General features: G+C 56.5%; 16 protein-coding genes, 1 tRNA gene and 1 riboswitch. Of the genes, 6 read left to right on the top strand and 11 right to left on the bottom strand.

Annotated elements, in window-relative coordinates; all coding sequences use genetic code 11:
* Positions 1-96 precede the first annotated feature (96 nt).
* Positions 97-837, bottom strand: coding sequence for a hypothetical protein (locus SADFL11_RS11965; RefSeq protein ID WP_050776056.1), 741 nt, complete (start codon positions 835-837; stop codon positions 97-99).
* Between the two features lie 300 nt (positions 838-1,137).
* Positions 1,138-1,211 (bottom strand) — tRNA-Gly (locus SADFL11_RS11960).
* A 151-nt stretch (positions 1,212-1,362) separates the two neighbouring features.
* Here SADFL11_RS11960 and SADFL11_RS11955 point away from each other — a divergent pair.
* Positions 1,363-2,157, top strand: a complete 795-nt coding sequence (locus SADFL11_RS11955) for an ion transporter (protein WP_040453009.1) — start codon at positions 1,363-1,365, stop codon at positions 2,155-2,157.
* Here the strand turns inward: SADFL11_RS11955 and SADFL11_RS11950 are convergent.
* The 3 genes from SADFL11_RS11950 to SADFL11_RS11940 form a co-directional block, all read right to left on the bottom strand.
* A complete protein-coding gene (locus SADFL11_RS11950) occupies positions 2,123-3,391 on the bottom strand; it encodes a glycoside hydrolase family 3 N-terminal domain-containing protein (RefSeq protein WP_167578984.1) in 1,269 nt (422 codons plus the stop codon). The genes SADFL11_RS11955 and SADFL11_RS11950 overlap by 35 nt on opposite strands.
* Before the next feature lie 146 nt (positions 3,392-3,537).
* Entirely contained in the window at positions 3,538-4,104 is a 567-nt protein-coding gene (locus SADFL11_RS11945; protein WP_008195578.1) for an IMPACT family protein, read from the bottom strand.
* Positions 4,105-4,111: 7 nt separating this feature from the next.
* The gene (locus SADFL11_RS11940) at positions 4,112-5,248 is read right to left on the bottom strand and encodes a 2'-deoxycytidine 5'-triphosphate deaminase (RefSeq protein ID WP_050776057.1); all 1,137 of its coding nucleotides are present in this window, start codon (positions 5,246-5,248) and stop codon (positions 4,112-4,114) included.
* Between the two features lie 126 nt (positions 5,249-5,374).
* A riboswitch (SAM riboswitch) is annotated at positions 5,375-5,454 on the top strand.
* A 43-nt stretch (positions 5,455-5,497) separates the two neighbouring features.
* On the opposite strand from SADFL11_RS11940, the gene SADFL11_RS11935 reads away from it, so the two are divergent.
* Positions 5,498-6,697: an O-succinylhomoserine sulfhydrylase gene (locus SADFL11_RS11935; RefSeq protein ID WP_008192059.1), complete on the top strand. Its 1,200-nt coding sequence runs from the start codon at positions 5,498-5,500 to the stop codon at positions 6,695-6,697.
* A 123-nt stretch (positions 6,698-6,820) separates the two neighbouring features.
* Positions 6,821-7,138: an ArsR/SmtB family transcription factor gene (locus tag SADFL11_RS11930; RefSeq protein WP_040453014.1), complete on the top strand. Its 318-nt coding sequence runs from the start codon at positions 6,821-6,823 to the stop codon at positions 7,136-7,138.
* A gap of 9 nt (positions 7,139-7,147) precedes the next feature.
* Here SADFL11_RS11930 and SADFL11_RS11925 read toward each other — a convergent pair whose 3' ends face one another.
* Positions 7,148-7,759, bottom strand: a complete 612-nt coding sequence (locus SADFL11_RS11925; protein WP_008189829.1) for a LysE family translocator — start codon at positions 7,757-7,759, stop codon at positions 7,148-7,150.
* A gap of 113 nt (positions 7,760-7,872) precedes the next feature.
* Here SADFL11_RS11925 and SADFL11_RS11920 point away from each other — a divergent pair, with 113 nt between their 5' ends.
* Complete coding sequence (locus SADFL11_RS11920) at positions 7,873-8,730, top strand: LysR family transcriptional regulator (protein WP_008189582.1); 858 nt, start codon at positions 7,873-7,875, stop codon at positions 8,728-8,730.
* Positions 8,731-8,762: 32 nt separating this feature from the next.
* On the opposite strand, the gene SADFL11_RS11915 is transcribed toward SADFL11_RS11920, so the two are convergent.
* Positions 8,763-9,374 (bottom strand): CDP-alcohol phosphatidyltransferase family protein, encoded by a 612-nt coding sequence (locus SADFL11_RS11915; protein WP_040451634.1) that lies wholly within the window; start codon positions 9,372-9,374, stop codon positions 8,763-8,765.
* Between the two features lie 128 nt (positions 9,375-9,502).
* Between SADFL11_RS11915 and apaG the strand changes: the two genes are divergently transcribed.
* A complete protein-coding gene (apaG, locus tag SADFL11_RS11910; protein WP_008193645.1) occupies positions 9,503-9,922 on the top strand; it encodes a Co2+/Mg2+ efflux protein ApaG in 420 nt (139 codons plus the stop codon).
* A 17-nt stretch (positions 9,923-9,939) separates the two neighbouring features.
* On the opposite strand, the gene SADFL11_RS11905 is transcribed toward apaG, so the two are convergent.
* The 3 genes from SADFL11_RS11905 to SADFL11_RS11895 all read right to left on the bottom strand — a co-directional run bounded on the left by SADFL11_RS11905 (position 9,940) and on the right by SADFL11_RS11895 (position 11,971).
* On the bottom strand, positions 9,940-10,350 hold the full coding sequence (locus tag SADFL11_RS11905) for a hypothetical protein (protein ID WP_133947933.1): 411 nt from the start codon (positions 10,348-10,350) through the stop codon (positions 9,940-9,942).
* Positions 10,351-10,502: 152 nt separating this feature from the next.
* Positions 10,503-11,573, bottom strand: a complete 1,071-nt coding sequence (locus SADFL11_RS11900) for an alpha/beta hydrolase family protein (protein ID WP_134853006.1) — start codon at positions 11,571-11,573, stop codon at positions 10,503-10,505.
* A 26-nt stretch (positions 11,574-11,599) separates the two neighbouring features.
* On the bottom strand, positions 11,600-11,971 hold the full coding sequence (locus SADFL11_RS11895) for a tellurite resistance TerB family protein (protein ID WP_008194819.1): 372 nt from the start codon (positions 11,969-11,971) through the stop codon (positions 11,600-11,602).
* A gap of 256 nt (positions 11,972-12,227) precedes the next feature.
* Here SADFL11_RS11895 and SADFL11_RS11890 point away from each other — a divergent pair, with 256 nt between their 5' ends.
* Positions 12,228-13,886: a lysine--tRNA ligase gene (locus SADFL11_RS11890; protein ID WP_008195258.1), complete on the top strand. Its 1,659-nt coding sequence runs from the start codon at positions 12,228-12,230 to the stop codon at positions 13,884-13,886.
* A gap of 60 nt (positions 13,887-13,946) precedes the next feature.
* On the opposite strand, the gene SADFL11_RS11885 is transcribed toward SADFL11_RS11890, so the two are convergent.
* Entirely contained in the window at positions 13,947-14,450 is a 504-nt protein-coding gene (locus tag SADFL11_RS11885; protein WP_040453018.1) for a hypothetical protein, read from the bottom strand.
* Positions 14,451-14,511: the final 61 nt, after the last annotated feature.

The raw sequence follows: 14,511 nt of genomic DNA, 5'->3' as shown, positions 1-14,511 counted from the left end.
CCCTGACCCAAACTCCTGTTTCGGGGATTTAGCGCTAGTTCTTAAAATTTAATTCTAACGTTAAGCCGCTTCCTTAATTTTAGAGCCGCTTAAATTCTAAGGCATCCCTCGAACACGCTGCTTGCGAGTTATTCGTTCCGGCTTCGATGCAACGTCCGACATCTTCAGGCCAGCTTCTTTGCCCGATGGCCGTTGTAGTTGTTTTTCGTGCAGCGGGTGTTGCTCAAACGTAGCTGCCGACGCTGGCACCAGTTCCACGTCCACCGAACCCGCTTCGGCAACCGGCCCCCGCCTGTCCTGTTCGTCTTCGTTGTTGCCTTCAATCAGTCCCGGCACCGGGTCGTCGGTCACAGCGTCCAGAACTTCGACAGGGATGTTTTCGATCGACTTTGCCCCGGCACTGGTTGCCCAACCCCTTGCGGTGTTGGTTTTCGGTTCGGCTGCGATAAGTTCGATTTGCGTCACGTTTTGGGTGTGAAGTGCGCCACCATCGGCGCCAGTCAGTTCCCGGCGTTCGGTGTAGTCGTCCTTGAACCGCGCAGACATCGACTTTGCCCACATAGGGACGGAAAAGGATTTGTTGTCGATGTTGTCCCGCCCGAGTTCTTCCCAATGTGCTTGAGCGCATGTGACAGCGAAGCTGAGCGCCTCTGCAAAGTCCGCGTGTTCGCGTCGCCAGTTTTCCATCGTCTTGCGACAGATGCCGCAAGCGACCGCGATCTGTGACAGGCTCTTACCCTCCCTGCCGAGTTCGACCGCCAACTCGCAGAATTCCGGATCGTACTTAGAAATCCCGCCCCAATTAGGCGAATACCGCCCGTCCTTCGTCACACCCATTTTCAATCTCCATTACGCCAGATTATGATCAGCATCTAAAAAGTGGTGAGATTGCTGGCATAGTTTCAAAGCTATGCTTTGCTATTCGCTCAATCTTCCGGCGCAGACCGTGATTGTTCGGAACATCAAATATATCACAGTACCCGATAAGTATCATCGAGAAGCATAAGTAATTCTTATGAAATATCAGCGCTAAATGAAACCGGCAGCGCCAAAATGGCTGCCCCCAGCTTGCCCCCAGCAAAAATTTGGCTCTGGAGATTTGCTTGTGGATTGTATTTAAGTAATTGAAAAGATTGATGGAGCGGGTGAAGGGAATCGAACCCTCGTCTTAAGCTTGGGAAGCTTCTGCTCTACCATTGAGCTACACCCGCTGAGCCCATTCTTAGTGCGCCCAGTCCGCCGAACTGTCAAGCGGTGGAATTGTGTTATCCCGCCTGCTGCCATCTTGCCAAGACCGGCCCGAACCTCCATGTTCCGCGCGGCGCAGCGCCATTGGAATTTCTTAAGGCTCCGGAACAGATTATGCGGGAAAAAATCAAAGCCCTGGTTACCTCACGCACGTGGGAATACTGGATCATTGCGATCATCGTCGTGAATGCGATCACGCTTGGACTGGAAACCAGCCCGTTGGTCATGGACCGGTTCGGTACAGTACTGATTGCGATCGACCAGACGATCCTCGGCATATTCGTGATCGAAATCGCGCTTCGTCTGTTTGCGCATGGCTTCCGCTTTTTCAAAGACCCCTGGAGCCTCTTTGATTTTTTCATCGTTGCAATCGCATTGTTGCCGTCCAGCGGCACGCTCTCAGTCCTCCGCTCACTCCGCATCCTGCGTGTTCTGCGCCTGATTTCCGTTGTTCCGTCTCTGCGGCGGGTGATTGGCGGCTTGATTGCTGCCTTGCCGGGCATGGGGTCCATCGTTGTTCTGATGGCGCTGGTGTTCTATGTGTTCGGGGTGATGGCGACCAAACTCTTTGGCGCGTCGTTTCCCGAATGGTTCGGTGATCTTGGCGCATCGCTCTATACGCTTTTCCAGATCATGACGCTGGAAAGCTGGTCCATGGGGATCGTCAGGCCGGTCATGGAAGTCTATCCGCTCTCCTGGATCTTCTTCGTGCCGTTCATCCTGTGCACTGCTTTCACGGTTCTAAACCTCTTCATCGGTATCATCGTGTCCGCCATGCAGGAGGAGCATGAAGCGGAAGCTGATGCCAACCGCCAGGCCATTCATGACGAGACAGGCCTCATTTTGGAAGAAGTCAAAGCCTTGCGGGCCGAGCTTAAGGAGCTGCGCGAGCAGACGATAAAACTGTAGTTGCAACGGTGCGAGAACGGGACCTGTTCTCCAGTTCAAGCCTGAAAGATGCCGTCTCTTGGTTTGGCACCAGGTTCACCCGAAACCGGTGGAGGCGATGTTTTAGGGCGGCAACCCGCGCAGCAGCCTGATCAACCTGTGTTTCACTGATCCGGCCGTCGGTAACGGCGGACATAATGGCAGCGTTGACCCGGTCACCGAGCTCAGGGTCGGTCCGCTCAAAACTGGAAAAGAGCACAACGTCATTTCCGGCTGCGATCGCTTGCACCGCTGCTTCCTCGATCGAATACCTGCCGGCGACCGCATCCATCTCCAGATCGTCCGTGATGATGACAACATCCTTGCCGGCGAGGGCTCTGGCCTCCGCGATCCCCTTTTTCGAAAGAGAGGCTGGTGTTTCTGGCGTGTCGGAAAAACGCGGGTGAACCAGGTGGCCCATCATCACCATGTCCACGCGGTCCTGCCGCTTGAGAACGCGATAAGGCTCCAGTTCGCGCTCGCGCCATGACTGACTGATCACCGGCAAACTGGTGTGGCTGTCCGTCGTTGAAGATCCGTGTCCTGGAAAGTGCTTCAGCGCTGTTGCAATTCCAGCGGCCTGATGGGCCGCGATGAAACCCGCAGCACAATTGGTAACGGTAGTCGGGTCAGCGGAAAAACTTCGCTTTTTCTTGCCAATAATCGGATTGCCCGGGTTGATGTCCACATCAACAACGGGACCGAAATTGACGTTGATATTGTAGGCACCAAGCTGGGCGGCTCTGCGGGCATAATAGGCGCGGACCTTCCGCGGCGCACAATTGCCTGTGGCAGCCGGAAGATCCTTCGCCGCGCTCCAGGTCATGGGATCGCCAAGAGGCGCCAGGCGCTGCACCTGGCCGCCCTCTTGATCAACGGCGATCAACACAGAAGATCCGGAATTTTGATCAGCAAGGTGGTGGGTCAATGTGGTCAGCTGGTCCGGCGTTTGAATGTTGCGGCCAAGCAGCATAACACCGCCGATCCGGCCGCTTGCGAGTTGGCCGCTGACGGCCATGACACCCGGATCCTTCGGGTTGGTGCCGTTAAAACCAACCATGATGAGTTGACCGACTTTCCGCTCCAATGCGCTGGCTTCTGGCCCACCGGAAATGTGCCGATTAGGTCCGGCTTGAAAGAGCGCAATCCACAGTGCCGTGAGGAGAAGAGGGAAGAGCAGCAGCACGGCAGCTAGGGAAAGGGATCGTTTCGTCACTGAAAACAAGCCTTTTACTCCACTCCGCAAAACGGATGCCGATCCCCTGTTCTTGCCAAGGTAGCGCGGCGGGCGAGAGAAAGCGATCTTATCGATCGTCGGGCGAAAGTCATCGTGGCAGCGGACTGCGGCGTGGGCTTGGAGTTCTAATCATCCGCGTTGCCGCCAAGGGCATTCAGGAGATCCTCCGGCCCTTCAACGATCAGGACGACACCGGTTTCTGTATAGTCACGCGAGACCACGTCCAGTCCGAGGCCAGTGATTTTCCGTTCCAACTCGGAACTCGATGCAAAGTTTGCGCTGACACTTTTCCGGGAGAGTTTCTGGAACGGCATCAATTCAGCATGCGCAATCGCGTCTTGGGCAGCGCCTGAATAGGCGCGTGCAAGGCCCCCGCCGCCCAGCTTTGTTCCGCCGAAATACCTTACGATCAGCACCGCACAATTGATCAGGTCTGCGCCCTGCAGGACCCGCAAGGTCGGCATTCCGGACGTGCCGGCCGGCTCGCCATCGTCCTTGCCGCTTTCCTCGATCCGGTCATCATCGAGAAGCCGCCGGTGCGCCGTCACGATATGATTGGCTTTGCGGTGTTCCTTGCGAAGCTCTTCCAGCCGGTTCTCGAACTGCTCAATGGGCACCAGAAAGGCCATAAACCTGGACTTCCGGTCCTCCAAAAAGCCTTCATATTCGCGGGTAATGGTTTTCAAGGACATTAAGGGTTCAGGCGGATGCCTTGAAATGCTTCGAGAGCTTCAAAGCCTGGCCCTGATAGTTGGAGCCGATGCCCTCGCCATAAAGTGTCGCGGGGCGCTCGGCCATGTGCTCATAGACAAGACGGCCAATGGTCTGGCCATGCTCCACGATAAAGGGCACGTCGTGCGACCGGACCTCCAGAACCGCGCGTGATCCGACACCACCGGCGCCCACATGGCCGAAGCCGGGATCGAAGAAACCGGCATAATGCACCCGGAATTCACCGACCAGTGGATCGAACGGCACCATTTCTGCGGCATAATCCGGCGGGACGTGGACGGCCTCCTGGCTGACGAGTATATAGAAAGCGTCTGGATCAAGGATCAGTTCAGCGTTGTGACGGCGGTAGATCGGTTCCCAGAAATCAAGCGGGTCTTGCGCGCCGACCAGATCAACATCAATCAGCCCGGAATGGTGCTTGGCGCGGTAACCGATCAGGCTGCCCGGACCCTCGCCCTCCAGATCAATGGACAGCTGCACGCCGCCGCCGATCCGTTCATTGCCACCGCTCATCAGGGTTTCTGATTTGTGGATGCCTTGAAGATCAGCGTCCGGGATCAGCGATTGCCCCCGCCGGAACCGGACCTGGCTGAGGCGTGAGCCGGAACGCACCAGGATCGGAAAGGTGAGCGGCGAAATTTCCGCATAAAGCGGCCCGGTGTAGCCCGCAGGTATGGTGTCGAATGCCTGGCCATTGTCAGTGATCACGCGGGTGAAAACATCAAGACGCCCAGTGGAACTTTTCGGGTTCGCTGTTGCCGAAATGTCGGGCCGCAGCGCCAGGCTTTCCTGTAACGGAACAATGTAGACGCACCCCGTTTCCAGAACAGCCCCGTCCTGAAGATCGATGGTGTGCAGTTTCAACTGCTCCAGACGGTCCGCCACCTTGATGTCCGGACCTGGCAGAAAACTTGCCCGCACCCGGTAAGCAAAGGTTCCAAGGCGCAGATCGAGGCTTGCAGGCTGAATTTGGCCTTTGACAGGGGGCTGTGCGGCGGAAATTTCCTGCGCTGCGAACATCGCCTGAATGACGCGCTCGGGCAAAATTCCGCTCGCTGCGATCAATGCGCTGCCTGTGGTGGTTTGGTCCGCTGATACGTTCATCAATTCATCCTGCAATCGTCGTCTAACGTCCTTAAAGGATGCGGCTGGTCCCGCCAACTCTCTTTCTGGTCAAACTCAGGAAAACGGCGAGGTAGATTGACCGAAAGCCCATTTTCGCTTAAGTGAAAGCCACCTCGTGGTGATTTGGGCCGGCCGGCTTGCAGCCACGTTAAACAAGTCGCTAAAAAGGCCGGAGGTGCAAACCCCGGTCTTAAGGCTGGGGTTTTTTCGTTTGGAGCGAACATCGACATGACTGACACCAAGAACACCGCCGGAACCAACTGGCGCCCTGCAACCGCGCTCGTTCATGGCGGCACCACCCGCTCACCGTTCGGCGAGACGTCCGAGGCAATGTTTCTGACACAGGGTTTCGTTTACGACAGCGCGGAAGCAGCCGAAGCGCGGTTCAATGGTGAAGATCCTGGATTTGTCTATTCGCGGTATGCCAACCCAACCGTCGCGATGTTCGAAGATCGCATCAAGATGCTGGAAGGCGCAGAAGCAGCGCGGGCAACCGCCAGCGGTATGGCCGCGGTCAACCTCGCCCTGATGGCGTCGGTTAAAGCCGGGGATCATGTGGTTGCGGCGAAGGCCCTTTTCGGCTCGTGCCGGTACATCTGCGAGACCCTGTTGCCGCGCTTTGGTGTTGAGAGCACACTCATCGATGGGACGGACATTGATCAGTGGAAAGCAGCCGTCAAGCCGAACACCAAGGCTCTGTTTCTGGAAAGCCCGACTAACCCGACGCTGGAAGTCATTGACATTGCCGCGGTTGCGGAAATTGCAAAGTCGGTTGGTGCCCGCCTGATCGTCGACAACGTGTTCGCAACGCCGATGTACCAGTCCCCGCTCAGCTTGGGCGCAGATGTGGTCATCTATTCCGCCACCAAACACATTGACGGACAGGGGCGCTGTCTGGGTGGTGTGGTGTTGTCAGATGAAGAGTGGATCACCGAAAAGGTGATGCCTTTTGTCAAGCACACCGGCCCGCACATGAGCCCGTTCAGTGCCTGGGTGCTCTTGAAGGGGCTTGAGACATTGCCGCTGCGTGTGGCGCAGCAGACGAACAGCGCCGGCCAGATTGCGGACTTCCTGGCAGGTCAGTCCAAGGTGAAACGACTGATTTACCCGGGGCGGGACGATCACCCGCAGGCCGAGATTGCCAAGCGCCAGATGCGCGGTGGTGCCACGATGGTGGCGCTTGAAATCGAGGGCGGCAAGGAGGCTGCATTCCGGTTCGTGAATGCGTTGGACCTGATCCGGATCTCCAACAATCTCGGCGATGCCAAAAGCCTGATCACCCACCCGGCAACAACCACCCACCAGTCGATTGGTGAGGAAGCCCGCGCTGAGCTCGGCATTACCGACGGCATGCTACGCCTTTCTGTTGGTCTGGAAGACCCGCAGGATCTTCTGGAAGACGTCGAAAAGGCACTGGCGGCGATATAACTGGGTGGGTCGGGAACTCAGGATTGGACATGGAGAGCACCATAGGTATGGTGGTTACCGTACCTAAGGAGTGATGGGTAAGATCCAAGCCTTGCCTTGTCGCTGCGATGGATGAAGGATGCCATGGCAGAAAAGGATCGTAAGTTGGAGCCGGTCGACCTGGACTTGGGAAAGGTCCTGACCGCCTTGGCGGATCCGTATCGGCGCCGGGTGATCCGGGAATTGGCCCGGGCGGGCATGGGGACGGAGCGGACCTGTGCCTCCTTCCAGCTTCCGGTCAGCAAGGCCACTGTCACACACCATTTTCGCGTGCTGCGCGAAGCCGGACTGATCCGGCAAGTTGATCGGGGCAATTCCAGAACCACCGCATTACGCAGGGAAGAAATCGACACTCGATTTCCCGGATTGTTGCCGCTGATTGCTGAAGAGACCAGCCCCTGACATTATGGTCTAACGCGTGGACGTCAGAATTCCGGCCGCCGTCAGCAAAGTGCCGCCTGCGGTCCGGTTCAGGAGTCTTGGGTGTTGTCTCAAGAAACCGAGACACTGTTTGGCTCCGGCCGCATAAAGCATCACAAAGGCGAAATCGAGTGCAGCCATGGTCGGGCACATGATGGACAACTGAGGCAGAACCGGCGCCGCAGGGTCAATGAATTGCGGAAAGAAGGCGGTGAAAAAGACCAGAGCCTTCGGGTTGCCGAACGCAACCGCAAAGCCGCTCGCATAAAGCCGCGCCGGGTGTGACGATCGATCCGGCGCCGCTGCGTCTATTAGAGTTGGCGCTGACCGCCACATTTTTACTGCCATGTAAATTAGCACGCCAACGCCTGTCCATTTGATCGCCTGAAATCCGACAGCTGAATTAGCAATGACGATGCCAAGGCCCGCTGCGACCAGCAGCATCTGGATCATGTTGGCGGAAATGTCTCCCAAGGCCGTGTAGAGCGTGCGTTTTGTCCCGAAGCGCAAGGCATGAACCATACCCAATAGAATACTGGGGCCAGGTGTCATGGTCAGGATGAGAGAGGCGGCGACGAAGGCGAGCCAGTTTTCAAGGGGCATGATGTTGTCCAGACGAGAATTGTGCTGGAAGGTCGAATAGAGATATATATTGGTATAAGAAAATAACTTGAGGTTATATTTTGCCGTCAGATTCTCAGGATCTTCCTCTCGCAATGGTCCGGGCTCTTCGGATCATCGGGGAAACGGGAAGTGTTTCGGAGGCTGCAAGGGCCCTGGGCATATCTCAACCGGCTGTTAGCAAGGGCATTGCCCAGCTGGAAAAACGGTTTGGATTGGATTTGCTCATTCGCGGGGCCCGGCCGCTCGGGTTGACCGAAGAAGGGCAAGCGTTGGCGGTATTTGCCCGTCAGGCCGATCTTCTGCAAGACAAGGCACTCCGCCATTTGCAGGATGTCCGGCGGGACAAGATCGGGACCGTCCGTCTCGGGTCTTTTGGATCGTCCGCCTCCTTTCATATTCTCCCACGGCTACTTGGGGCGTTTGGCCGGAAGTTTCCTTGTATTGACGTTGAGATCCTTGAATTCCCGGACGCAGATCTTGAAACGGTCTTGCGCAGTGGCGGTGTGGATGCGGCGATACTGGCGGATCCGCATAAGGAGGACCTGGACATTTTCCCGCTCGTGTCGGACGAATTGGTTGCCTTGGTTCAGGACGATCATCCGTTGGCGGTACGGTCAACGGTGCGGGCAGAGGATCTTTGCCGCGATCCCTTTATCCTGACCAAAGGCGGGAGTGCGCCGTTGGTCGAAAAGTGGTTCGCGGCAGCCGGACAGACGCCGAAGGTGGCGCACACCATATTGCAGGTGAATTCGATCCTGGCACTGGTCAACGCAGGCCTTGGAGTGTCGATCATTGCAAAACTGGCTCTTCCGTCTGAGCCGGCTGGCGTGAAAGTCCTGCCGCTCACCCCGACTGCGCCAAGGTCGATTATCTTGGCTCGGATCGACAAGGCTTCGCGGTCTCGCGCTGCGCAAACATTCTGGCAATTCTGCGAGAGCACCGGGCCCTGAATGGCATGGCCCTGAGGGGTATGGCCAAGCGATCAGCGATCCTTCAAGGCGCGGAGACCGATCAGGACGCGGGCCCCGGCGGACACAAGGCAAACGCAGGCAAAAACCCAGGCAAGGACAGGGAACCAGGCTGGCAGCAGCGCCATCAGCAAAAAGAGGCCGATCGTTTCGGTGCCTTCCGCGAGGCCGCCGATGTAGTAGAGAGACTTGGCCCCCTGGTGGCTGGTCGAAAGGTTACGTTTTTCCGCCATGATGGCAAAGGCGAGAAACGCCGAGCCATTGGCATAAAAACTTGCAAGCAGAGCCGCTGCGGGCAGCGCATTGGTCTCTGGAGCCTGGATCGCAAAGGCGAGTGGAATCGCGCCGTAGAAAAAGAAGTCGAGCGTGATGTCCAGATAGCCGCCAAGATCCGTTTTCTGGCTGGCGCGCGCAACCGCACCGTCCAATCCGTCAAATAGCCGATTGAGAGCGATCAGAGCAAAGCCGGCCAGGAAATATCCAAAAGCAATTGAAACGGCAGCCAGACACCCCAGGCAAAAACCGGACACTGTCACCATATTGGCGCTGATGCCGGCATTTGCCAGCCGCACCCCGATTGCATTCAAGGGAGGATCGATCATTGGTCGAAGGCGGGCATCAAACATGAAGAAGCGGCTTTACGAAGGATTGTTTGGGCGTTAATGCGAAATCCGGTCCGATTTCACAAGCCATACTCTTTCACGGTTGCGTCAATCGCCCTATAAGCCACATGCAACTCGGCCACCCGGCCGGAATGATAAAAGGAACAATCGTGTCTGGCAGTTACCGCGCCATAACCGACAATATCGAAGTCTCCGTAGAGCCCTATTATCTGGACGATGAGTCGAAGCCGGAAGACCAGGAGTTTATCTGGGCCTATCTTGTTGAGATCCACAATGGTGGTGACAAGCCGGTACAGCTTAAGAGCCGGTATTGGATGATCACGGACGCTCTCGGCCGTCTGGAAGAGGTGCGCGGCGAAGGTGTGGTTGGTGAGCAGCCTGTGATCGAGCCGGGTGAGACCTACGAGTATTCCTCCTATTGCCCGCTGGCGACCGATTCCGGCATCATGGCTGGTTCGTACGAAATGGCGCGTCCAGACGGCACAACCTTCCAGGTTGAAGTGCCGGCATTCTCGCTGGACCTTCCCGATACGATCCGTAGCCTCAACTAGGTCGGGCACTGGCACTTTCAGACACTGTAGAGGCCGCCGGCAAACCCGATCAAGACCCACAAGATCCATTTCCGGCGGTTGAACGCGGTAAGCAGAGCAACGGCCAGGATCGCCATGACAGCATAGATCGCATGTCCGGCAAAACCGGTTCCAAGGACGAGCGCAAAAAGATCCGGGTCGCGGTTTTTGGCCAGCGGATAATGATACTCGGCGAACATCACCAGCGAGACGGCAGTGACGCCAACGATCCAGCCAACAAAGGCGATCAGCATCCGCACACCCCAGTGGGCCTTCTTCTGGGCTTTGTTGCGGGAAACCTGCCGATTGGGGCGATGGGCTTGAGCGGGGTGCCTAAGGGCGACTTGCTGCTGATGGCGCCTTAACGGATAGCGCACAGTCGCCTGATAGCCTTGTGAAGGCTTGTTCATCCCCATCTCCGCATGATGCCCCTTGGCCTTTTCGGCTCTGATCGGGTCTTAGCGGCCTCCCGGTTAGGGGCGGGTAAAGCTATTAATTCAATTTGGAACGATTTGGGCAACCAGGCGGAGTTTGTTTAATACACCCTGAACCTTGATCCAAACTAGCGCACCGTCACACTAGCAGAATGCGACTGGTCATGGACCCAGTTGGCGATAAGGTCGAGTGTTCCCGGCGCAAAGGCCTCACGCCCCAAAGCCAAAAAGGCCCATTCCACCCAAAAAGGCATTTGGTCGGGGCGCTGATAATTGAACAAATCAGAGCGCAACAAGCCATGAGTGGCACCGTCGATGATCTCGAACCGATTGGCTGGGTGTTGGTTTTCCAAAATTTGCCGGTAGGTCTGAGAATTATAGTCGGGATCAACGTTCAGGTCGTCGCTGCCATGAATGATGAACATCGGTTTTTCGGAAGTCTTCAGCGTTTCTGTTGAATTTGAACGCCAGTTCCTTTTGACGAAGTTAAACCGATCCTCCAGCATCGGGCTGGATGTGTCTTGAGCGGTAAGATAATCGGCGTAAGCCGCCTCTGGGCCCAGATACTGCTCGTTCCGACCAGCTTGGCGATCCAGTTCGCTTTTGATTGCCTCTGCTGAAGCGCCGTCAGCAGCCAGTCTTTGCCGTGTGTAATATTGCCCTTGGCGTTGCCAATCGACGGCACCTCCAATGAGCACAAGAAAGTCTGTTGGTTCGCTTTCCTGGGCCAGGTGAGGCAGCACCCATCCGGCCTGAGAAAACCCCAGAAAGCCGAATGAAGACAGTGACAGGCCGGGAAGTGTTTTCAACTGAGAAAGGGCCGTCTTCGCAAGGTCAGCCCTGTCACTCATGGAATGGTCCAGCCAATTTCCTTGGCTAGCGCCGACCCCTGGCTTGTCCCAGGAGTAAACGGCAATGCCGCTCTCAAGAAAGACCTTTATGAGCGGTAGGTATCCGCCGCCCGAGTACCGGTCCTGCGGTCCGTCGCCATGGACCAGCAGTATGACAGGAGCGTCCTGCACGCCGGGCAGGTGCAGGGTCCCGGAGATTTGTGTGTCCTGATGGCTAAACAAAACCGACCTGGCCTCGTAAGCCGAAAGGTCAAAATCATCGAGACCCGATAATACCTGCAGGCCGAGAAGCAGCAACACAGCGCCAAAAACCGATCCGGTCAGCCAGTACACCCAGCGCCGCTGCATGAAACGCAATGATCAGATACCTTCGATCAAGCGGTGCGGTGGCGGGCAATGGCTGCGCGTTCGATGGCAGCGATTGTCAACTTGTCCAGGCTGAAACGATCGCGCAACAACTGCAAGATCCGCAGTTCTTCTTTTTCGACATGCAGGTCGGCCGCGGCCACCTCAACAGCCAGGGCATAGGCAGTGTCATAGAGCTTGGCCGGGAGAATGTCGCCAACCAGTTCTAGAACCAGCGACAAGCCATTTTCTTCCTGCAGGATGTCACCGCAGCGCTGGGCTGCCGGGATGACATTGTTCGGGTTGTAATCCTTGAAGACGGGCAGTGTCTTGATCATGTCGCCGATCGTTGCCAGTTCATTGTCGGTCATGGAATTGTCCGAGGCGGCGACAATCACCATCACGTAGATGAGAGCTTCCTCGATGCTGATCGGGTCTTGTCCTGACACTTTTCAATTCTCCTTGGCCACCAATGGGCATTTCTGTTGCCCCGATGTAGCTGCTCAAACCCGCTGCTTCAAGCATGTTCCCTTTGACAATTGATTGACGGCGGCCCCGCCGTTTTCTAGTGTCGCGCCGCATCAAGCTGATCAACCCCGGGTGTTGACCTGGTTTGGCGGCTATCCCCTCAAGAACAATTGAAACGACCTTAAGAACATGACCGACCAATCCCTGCCTCCGCTTGACCTTTCGCAAGAGTTTGTCGAGGCGGCCACCAAGTCCAAAGCGTGGCCGTTCGAAGAAGCGCGAAAACTGGTCAAACGGATCGAGAAGCGGGATCCGCTAAAACCGGTACTGTTCGAAACAGGATACGGCCCGTCGGGGCTGCCGCATATCGGTACTTTCGGTGAAGTTGCCCGCACGACCATGGTGCGCACTGCGTTCCGTCTGCTGACCGAAGACAAGATCCCGACCCGGTTGATCTGCTTCTCCGACGATATGGACGGCATGCGAAAAATCCCGGAAAACGTGCCGGACCGAGCCGCGCTGGAGCCGTATTTGCAGATGCCGCTCACTGTCGTGCCGAACCCGTTTGGCGCCGACTATGAGAGCTTTGGCCACCATAACAATGCCATGTTACGCCGGTTCCTCGACACTTTCGGCTTTGACTATGAGTTCGCGAGTGCGACAGAATACTACAAGTCTGGCAAGTTCGACGACATTCTGCTGCGGGCTGCAGAACGCTATCAGAAGCTGATGGACGTCATGCTGCCGACGCTGGGCGAAGAACGCCGGGCAACGTATTCGCCGTTCTTGCCGATTTCACCGGCCTCGGGCCGGGTTCTTTATGTCCCGATGAAAGAGGTCAATGCCAAGGACGGCACCATCACCTTTGAGGATGAAGACGGTCAGGACGTGACTGTGCCGGTCACTGGCGGCAACGTGAAGCTTCAGTGGAAGCCGGACTTTGGCGCGCGCTGGGCAGCGCTTGATGTCGATTTTGAAATGTTCGGCAAGGACCATGGCCCGAACATGGCGGTCTACGACAAGATCTGTAAGGTCCTCGGTGGAACACCGCCGGAGCACTATGTTTACGAGCTGTTTCTGGACGACAAAGGCGAGAAGATATCCAAATCGAAGGGCAATGGTTTGTCCATCGACGAATGGCTCACCTACGCTCCGACGGAAAGCCTGGCGCTATACATGTTCCAGAAACCGCGGACGGCAAAACGGATGTATTTCGATGTGATCCCGAAGGCGGTCGACGAATATTATACGTTCGCCCAGAAATACGAGCAGATGCCGGTTGAGCAGAAACTGCAAAACCCGGCATGGCACATTCACTCCGGCGACATCCCAAAGATCGACATGCCGGTGCCGTTTGCCATGTTGCTCAACCTGGTGTCTGCATCCAACGCCGACAGCAAAGATGTGCTTTGGGCATTCATTTCCCGTTATGCTCCGGGCGTAACTGCTGAGACACATCCTGAGCTTGACGCGCTGGTCGGCCACGCGATCCGTTACTTCGATGATTTCGTAAAGCCGAACAAGTCCTTCAAGACACCGGACGAAACTGAGCGTCAGGCACTTGAGCAACTGGATGCGAAACTCGCGGCGCTACCGGTCGATGCCGACGGCGCGACCATACAGGATGCGGTTCTGGATGTGGCCCGGGCGATTGAGCGCTACCAGGACCACAACAAGAAGGGGCCAGATGGTGGACCGGGCGTGTCCGTTGCCTGGTTCTCAGCGCTTTATCAGCTGCTGTTGGGACAGGAAAAAGGACCGCGTTTTGGATCTTTTGTCGCGCTCTACGGGATCTCCGAAACCCGCGACATGATCTCAAAGGCGCTCGCCGGGACGATCGCGGACTAAAGCTTAGCACCATTCAAGAAAATGCCGATGACCGTGTGGCGGTCATCGGCTTTTATGTTTTCAGGAGACACAGGCGTTCATTTTGACGCTCGCGACTGCATTCGGTCCGAAAACAGCCTCTGACCGTTGGCCGTCCTGGAGTGCAACGACCTTTGCGCCGGTGATTTCGGCATCTGACACCGTGATTTCGCGGTTTTGTACGGTGTCGTCAACGTCGATCGTGAAGGAAATCCTTTGAGATTTCCCAAGGCTGGCGACAGTCAGTTGAATGCTGTTGTCGCCGTCTTTCACGGAGGGAATTGCTGTCAGATGTTCTCGGCCATCCGTGATTTCGAAAGGCTGAAACACCTGAACGCCGGCGCCGCTTGATGTCGTGTCAAAGATGAGACCGAACGGGGAGGGCTGAAGGTCGATCGTCACGGTCATCGGGCCAAGGTCGCAGCCGCCAGCGGCAGAAATTGTAAATCGGTCTTTTGGCGCGCCCTCATCGAACCGGACATCGAGGTCCGCAAGTGCCGGGCTCGACAGCGCCAACGCTATCCCACATATCGTAAACATCCGCATGCTGGTCTCCTTCATTTTGTGACCAGCTTACGTTCCCGTCGTTCGGTTGGTTTATTTGAAC

The sequence above is a fragment of the Roseibium alexandrii DFL-11 genome (assembly GCF_000158095.2).
GTDB classification, from domain to species: Bacteria; Pseudomonadota; Alphaproteobacteria; order Rhizobiales; family Stappiaceae; genus Roseibium; species Roseibium alexandrii.
Note: the sequence above shows the minus strand (reverse complement) of the source record. Positions and strands in the feature narration are given on the sequence as shown.

What these genes read in the sequence shown, in the direction of transcription:
- SADFL11_RS11965 (WP_050776056.1), bottom strand. Translation starts at nt 837, where the DNA reads ATGGGTGTGACGAAGGACGGGCGGTATTCGCCTAATTGGGGCGGGATT.
- SADFL11_RS11955 (WP_040453009.1), top strand. Translation starts at nt 1,363, where the DNA reads ATGCGGGAAAAAATCAAAGCCCTGGTTACCTCACGCACGTGGGAATAC.
- SADFL11_RS11945 (WP_008195578.1), bottom strand. Translation starts at nt 4,104, where the DNA reads ATGTCCTTGAAAACCATTACCCGCGAATATGAAGGCTTTTTGGAGGAC.
- SADFL11_RS11940 (WP_050776057.1), bottom strand. Translation starts at nt 5,248, where the DNA reads ATGAACGTATCAGCGGACCAAACCACCACAGGCAGCGCATTGATCGCA.
- SADFL11_RS11935 (WP_008192059.1), top strand. Translation starts at nt 5,498, where the DNA reads ATGACTGACACCAAGAACACCGCCGGAACCAACTGGCGCCCTGCAACC.
- SADFL11_RS11930 (WP_040453014.1), top strand. Translation starts at nt 6,821, where the DNA reads ATGGCAGAAAAGGATCGTAAGTTGGAGCCGGTCGACCTGGACTTGGGA.
- SADFL11_RS11925 (WP_008189829.1), bottom strand. Translation starts at nt 7,759, where the DNA reads ATGCCCCTTGAAAACTGGCTCGCCTTCGTCGCCGCCTCTCTCATCCTG.
- SADFL11_RS11920 (WP_008189582.1), top strand. Translation starts at nt 7,873, where the DNA reads ATGGTCCGGGCTCTTCGGATCATCGGGGAAACGGGAAGTGTTTCGGAG.
- SADFL11_RS11915 (WP_040451634.1), bottom strand. Translation starts at nt 9,374, where the DNA reads ATGTTTGATGCCCGCCTTCGACCAATGATCGATCCTCCCTTGAATGCA.
- apaG (WP_008193645.1), top strand. Translation starts at nt 9,503, where the DNA reads ATGATAAAAGGAACAATCGTGTCTGGCAGTTACCGCGCCATAACCGAC.
- SADFL11_RS11905 (WP_133947933.1), bottom strand. Translation starts at nt 10,350, where the DNA reads ATGAACAAGCCTTCACAAGGCTATCAGGCGACTGTGCGCTATCCGTTA.
- SADFL11_RS11900 (WP_134853006.1), bottom strand. Translation starts at nt 11,573, where the DNA reads ATGCAGCGGCGCTGGGTGTACTGGCTGACCGGATCGGTTTTTGGCGCT.
- SADFL11_RS11895 (WP_008194819.1), bottom strand. Translation starts at nt 11,971, where the DNA reads ATGGTGATTGTCGCCGCCTCGGACAATTCCATGACCGACAATGAACTG.
- SADFL11_RS11890 (WP_008195258.1), top strand. Translation starts at nt 12,228, where the DNA reads ATGACCGACCAATCCCTGCCTCCGCTTGACCTTTCGCAAGAGTTTGTC.
- SADFL11_RS11885 (WP_040453018.1), bottom strand. Translation starts at nt 14,450, where the DNA reads ATGCGGATGTTTACGATATGTGGGATAGCGTTGGCGCTGTCGAGCCCG.